The organism is Patescibacteria group bacterium (assembly GCA_034660655.1).
Classification (GTDB): Bacteria; Patescibacteriota; Patescibacteriia; order JAACEG01; family JAACEG01; genus JAACEG01.
On the sequence record JAYEJU010000006.1, the window covers coordinates 1 to 5,689 of the forward strand.

The window sequence follows — 5,689 nt, forward strand, 5'->3', positions numbered from 1 at the left end:
AGGCGGATAATTTTTTGCCAGGAGATATTAAAATTGGAGAAGCAGAAGTGATTAATAATACCGGAGGAAGCAAAAGAATTGCCACTGAAGCGATTAACTATCCTAAAAATATTGCCGGACTTATTCCAAGCAATGATTTATCGCGAGCCATGACAATTATTATTAAAGAGAAAGACGGCAATGATATTTACGGCGGTAATTCAGGAACTGGAGAAAAAACACTTTATAATTTTTATAAAAACGGGGAAACTTATCTTTCTGATGTTGGCGGAAGCAAAGATTCAAAAATATTTCAATTTATAATTTCTTTTCCAGATGATAAGGGAGATGATTGGCGGGAAACAGAAACTAATTTTGATATCATCGTTGGATTTCAAGGCAAAGAAGGCGAAATAACTCCGCCGGGTACTGATCCTGGGGGCGGAAGCGGAGCAGGGGTGTTGCCAGGCCTGATTATCAAATATGAAAGCGCCTATGATACTGGCGATACTTGGGCGAAAATAAAATGGTGGACTAGTTATAACGCGACAAGCAGAGTAATTTATTGCAAGAAAAGTGAAAACTGTGCTTTAAATTTAAGTGATAATAGCGGTGCTACTCCATTATACGGATTTACAAATACTACAAGCGAAGAAAATACTCCCGCCAGTCAAAACGGAGTTCTTTATAGAGAAATGACATTGATAGGGCTTAAATTAGGCACCATTTATGAATATCGTTGTATTTCCCACGCGTCGCCTCCGACAATCAGCCGTATTCATACTTTTACGACTTTGGCTTTGGCAAAAACTGATGAAACAAGCGAACCATTAAATAATCCTGTTGAAGAAAATTCTCAAAATATTTATAATAAAAATAAGCCTGTCGCGGAGAATAAAAATATTCCAAAAACGCAAGAGCAGGATAGTAAAAAACAAGCTGAAAATAACGGGCAGCCAAAAGGAAACATAATCGCAAAATCTTTGCGAAAAATAGCTGACAGCGCAAAAGATATAACAGGCGCTGTTTTAGGAGAAAAAAAGTTTTTAAACAGCAATACAGAGAACAGTAAATTTTCAGACAATGCGGAAAACACGAACAAAAATCAGGACACGCCTGATCATGCGTCAAAAAAACAACATACTATTGCTTTTTTTATTATTTTGTTTATAATTATAACAGTTTTGATTTATACGATTAACAAAATAAAAAATAAAAAGGAGCAGGGAGATGCCTTTAAAAATTGAATTTTGGTCTTTAATTTCAATCGGAATAATGTTGATATTGTGCGGAATAAAATTTTTATTTGAAGCAAAATCATTTTGGGTCTATTTTACGATTGTGACAACCACAACCATTCTGATAACCGTTGTATTCATTTTTTTAATTGAATATTTTAATACTATATTTTTGAAAAAGAATAGTGTTAAAAAGCATGACATTAAAAAAGAATAATAAAAAATAAAAAAATAGAAAGCATAGCGTGAAGTTGTGCTTTTTTTATTTGACATTTTTTTAAAAAGCAGTATATTAAAACCAATATGAATATTTTTAAAGGCATAACAATTTTATTAAGTATTATTTTAATCGCTATTATTAGCGAATTTTCACCATGCCTTTGAAGATGTAAATAAATATAGAAATAAAAATAAAAAGCAGATCATCTTCAAGGGAAGATGATTTTTTTGTTCTTTAACAAAAAGGCTTATTGCCTAATAAATTAGAAAGATTTATACTAAAAGTATAATAATTAAAAAGGAGGTAGTATGAGCAAAAAAATTGAAATTTTTGACACAACTCTTAGGGATGGAACTCAAGCCGAGGATTTTAATCTTTCTGTTGAGGATAAAATCCGCATCACTTTAAAATTGGACGAACTTGGCGTGGACTATATTGAGGGAGGATGGCCAGGTTCTAATCAAAAAGATGAAGAGTATTTTCGCGAAATTCAGAATTATCAGCTTAATCACAGCAAGATAGTTGCTTTTGGCAGCACTCATCATGCTGGGCAACAGGCGCATAAAGATCCAAATCTTAAGGCATTAGTAAAAGCTAAAACGCCAGTCATTATTATATTTGGCAAAACCTGGGATTTTCACGTAAAAGATGTTTTGAGAATTTCTTTGGAAAGAAATTTAGAATTGATAAGGGATTCACTCCTTTGGCTTAAGGAAAGCAAAAAAACTTTGTTTTACGATGCCGAGCATTTTTTTGACGGCTATAAAGCAAATCCTGAATATGCCATCAAAACTTTACAAAGCGCGTTAGACGGCGGAGCAGAATGTTTAATTCTCTGTGATACAAATGGCGGAACAATGCCTTGGGAAATCACGAAAATTGTCAAGGAAGTTCGTGAAAAAATTAGCAATGAAGTTAAATTAGGAATTCATTGTCATAATGATTCTGAATCTGCGGTAATTAATTCTTTAACAGCGGTTAAAGCGGGAATAACCCAAGTTCAAGGGACAATAAACGGCTTTGGCGAAAGATGCGGAAACGCTAATCTTTGCTCTGTAATCCCAAATCTTGTTTTAAAAATGGGATATGATTGTAAGGCCGGAAAAAACTTGGATGAGCTTACAGGACTGTCTAGATTTGTGAGTGAAATTGCCAATTTAGCGCCATCAAGACATCAACCTTATGTTGGACAAAGCGCTTTCGCGCATAAAGGCGGGATTCATGCAAGCGCTGTTCAACGAAATCCTAAATCTTATGAGCATATAGAGCCTGAACTTGTTGGAAATATCCAACGAATTTTGATTTCAGAACTTGCAGGAAAAAGCAATGTCCTTGCGAAAGCCAAAGAGTTTGGCGTTGATTTAAAAAGTAGTGATCCTGTCGCGCTTGATATCGTGAATCAGCTTAAAAGATTAGAAGCTGAAGGTTTTCAGTTTGAAAATGCTGAAGCAAGTTTTGAACTTCTAATGCGGGAAGCCACAACAGGCATACGCCATTTTTTTGAAACTCTTGATTTTAGCATAATTTCCCAAAGAAGAAAAAAAGATGATTGTTCTAAATCAGAAGCAGTAATAAAAATTGGCGTTGGAGGAAATGTTGAACATACAGCAGCGGAAGGAGAAGGTCCAGTAAATGCTTTAGATAATGCTTTTAAAAAAGCCTTATTAAAATTTTATCCTCAAATAGAGAAAATGTCATTAAAAGAATTCAAAGTCAGAAATCTTTCCAGTGATGGGACTAAATCACAGGTCAGGGTTTTAATAAGATTTTATGATGGGCATAAATATTGGGGAACAGTTGGTGTTTCTCATGACCTTATTGAAGCCAGCTGGCAAGCGTTAGTTGACGCTTATCGTTACGGACTGATGATAGACGCAAACGGAAAAACAGAATAGTTCACATTTTAAAAAAGGGACTCGTCGTCGTTCCCCTCTTTGGAAAAAAGGGGTCAGGGGAGATTTTAAAATAAAAATTATAATTTAAAAATCCTCCAGCCTCCTTTGTCAAAGAAGGACTAATTTAAAAAAGAGGACTAATTATAATTCAAAATAACAACAACCCCTGCGATTTTCGACAGGGGTTGACTTTTTTATAATGAAATATATAATTTAAGTAATATGAAAATCTTAACAAAAAATTTGAGATTAAACTTACTACCTTTGTTACCGTTAAAAAATGGGCGATTTTCATATTTTGTGATATAAAAAATAAAAGTCATAAAAACAAAAATGAAAATCGCTTGTCAAAGCGGTTTTTTTGCTCTTTAACAACTAAATATTAGGGGGAAAATAAAATGCTAATTAAAGACAAAAAAGGATTTGTTGGCATAAAACTCGGAAGTAGAACATTGGTTAATGGCAAAAAAATAAACGAAAAATTTATCTCATCTGTTTGCGAGCAAAATCTTGCTTTGCAAAAAATCGGATATGATTCGTTTTTGGTAAGTTCTGGAGCTATTGCCAGCGCTTCTTATTTTGGTTTTTCATCAAGCCTTCGGGCTGTTGTGGGGCAAAATAGATTGATGTCTGTTTATGAAAAATTTTTTAACAAATTTAAAATTAAAATTGGTCAGTTGCTTTTAACTGATGATGATTTTGAACAAAGGCGTTTTAACATAAAATGGATTTTATTGGAAGCTTTTATCAATAAAGTTATTTTAATTATAAACGCTAATGATGGAATTTGGAAAGGGGAAATCAAAGCTCTTAAAAAATGCGCTGATAATGACATTTTGTTTTTAAACGTTTGTAAAATTATTCGTCCTAAAATGGCGGTTATTGGGATTACAGAACAAGGACTTTTAAATCCAAAAGGGAATATTGTTTCAATAGTTAATAATGAAAATTTTTTACAGGCGTTAAGTTATACTAATGGCAAAAACAGTTTTGGCAGAGGAGGAATGAAACCTAAAGTAGAAGTGGCTCATAAATTAGCAAATATGGGAATAAAAACAGTTTTAGCTCCAGCGCGAGAGCCAGATTTTATTCTTCGCGCTATTAAAGGCGAAAAAAATTTCGGCACAACTTTTATTTAAGGAGGGGAAAATGGAGAAAGAAAAAAAATACGAATTAGCGTATTTGCATGTTGCCTGCGGAAGCGGAATAAAGCCTGCCGCTACAGTTGCCATAAAAGTTAGAGGAAAAGAAATTTCAGTGGCTAATAATGGCGCTGGGCCAATAGATGCCGCTTTTAAGGCAGTGGCTTTAATAACAGAAACAAAAAGCCATCTTACTCATCTTCATATAAATTCAATCAATGGAGGAACTGACGCTCTTGGTGAGGCAACAGTTTTTCTCGAAGAAGGATGTTATGCTGTTGCCGGACATGGCGCTGATTTGGATATTGTCACCGCGAGCGTAATGGCATATCTTAACGCTTTAAATCAAATAGAAGAATTTAAAAAAAGCAAGGATTAAAATTTTCTTGCAAAACAATAATATGAAATAATAATAGGGATTGGCTTTTGAATAACAAAGCCAACCCTTTTTTTGTTACAAAAATAAATTTTGAACTTAAAAGTTGATAAAAAGATGCGGTCGCGCATTTTTGTCAACTTTTTTAATTTTTGAGTTATAAATATTTTTTATTAACTTATTACAAAACAATTCATTTTAAAAGTTGATAAACTTATGCGGTCGCACATTTTTGTCAACTTTTTTAATTTTTTGTTTTCTATTTTTATTTTATAATAATGAAAAGCGTTGTTTACACTTTTTGTCATTCCGGAAAATAGATTTTCTAAGCGAGCCTGCGAGCTTTTAGAAAATCATTTATCCGGAATCTAAAACCTTAGTTGGTTTGTGGAGCGTAGATTCCGAATAAGTTAATTTCTTGTGACTCGCAAGCTCGTCGAGAAATTATACTTTCCGGAATGACAACCAAGAAAAATCTTTCAAAAAGTGTAAACAACACTTTTGATTTTTACAGTTAAAATGTTAAAGTGTTTGTGTGTTAAAGTGTTTGTATATTTATGGCGATTTTCTCTTGACAATTATTTTTTATCACTTATTATAAAATTAAATACAAAAACTCTAAAATAAAATACAAAAATTTCAAAAATAAAAACAAAATTTGTTCTTTTGGCCATCTGAAAAAATCAGAAGGCAAACATAAAAACAAGCAGGAGGAATAAAAACAAAAACACAAAATAGATAGAAAAACAAACAAAAACTCTCAGAATAATGTAGGGCGAGTTTTTATTATTTTAAAAATTTATTACATTAAATAACGAGTTCGCAAGTTTGTGAATTAT

The 5,689-nt window shown here is 32.8% G+C and carries 5 protein-coding genes; all 5 read left to right on the forward strand.

Annotation, left to right across the window (positions count from 1 at the left end; all coding sequences use genetic code 11):
- Positions 1–1,226 (forward strand): hypothetical protein (locus U9O55_00250; protein ID MEA2088264.1); only part of this gene is annotated, 1,226 nt, incomplete at its 5' end.
- Entirely contained in the window at positions 1,210–1,434 is a 225-nt protein-coding gene (locus tag U9O55_00255) for a hypothetical protein (protein ID MEA2088265.1), read from the forward strand. The genes U9O55_00250 and U9O55_00255, both read left to right, overlap by 17 nt.
- 311 nt (positions 1,435–1,745) lie before the next feature.
- A complete protein-coding gene (cimA, locus tag U9O55_00260; GenBank protein ID MEA2088266.1) occupies positions 1,746–3,332 on the forward strand; it encodes a citramalate synthase in 1,587 nt (528 codons plus the stop codon).
- Positions 3,333–3,730: 398 nt separating this feature from the next.
- Entirely contained in the window at positions 3,731–4,471 is a 741-nt protein-coding gene (locus U9O55_00265) for a hypothetical protein (GenBank protein MEA2088267.1), read from the forward strand.
- A 10-nt stretch (positions 4,472–4,481) separates the two neighbouring features.
- Positions 4,482–4,853, forward strand: coding sequence for an alpha-isopropylmalate synthase regulatory domain-containing protein (locus tag U9O55_00270; protein MEA2088268.1), 372 nt, complete (start codon positions 4,482–4,484; stop codon positions 4,851–4,853).
- Positions 4,854–5,689: the final 836 nt, after the last annotated feature.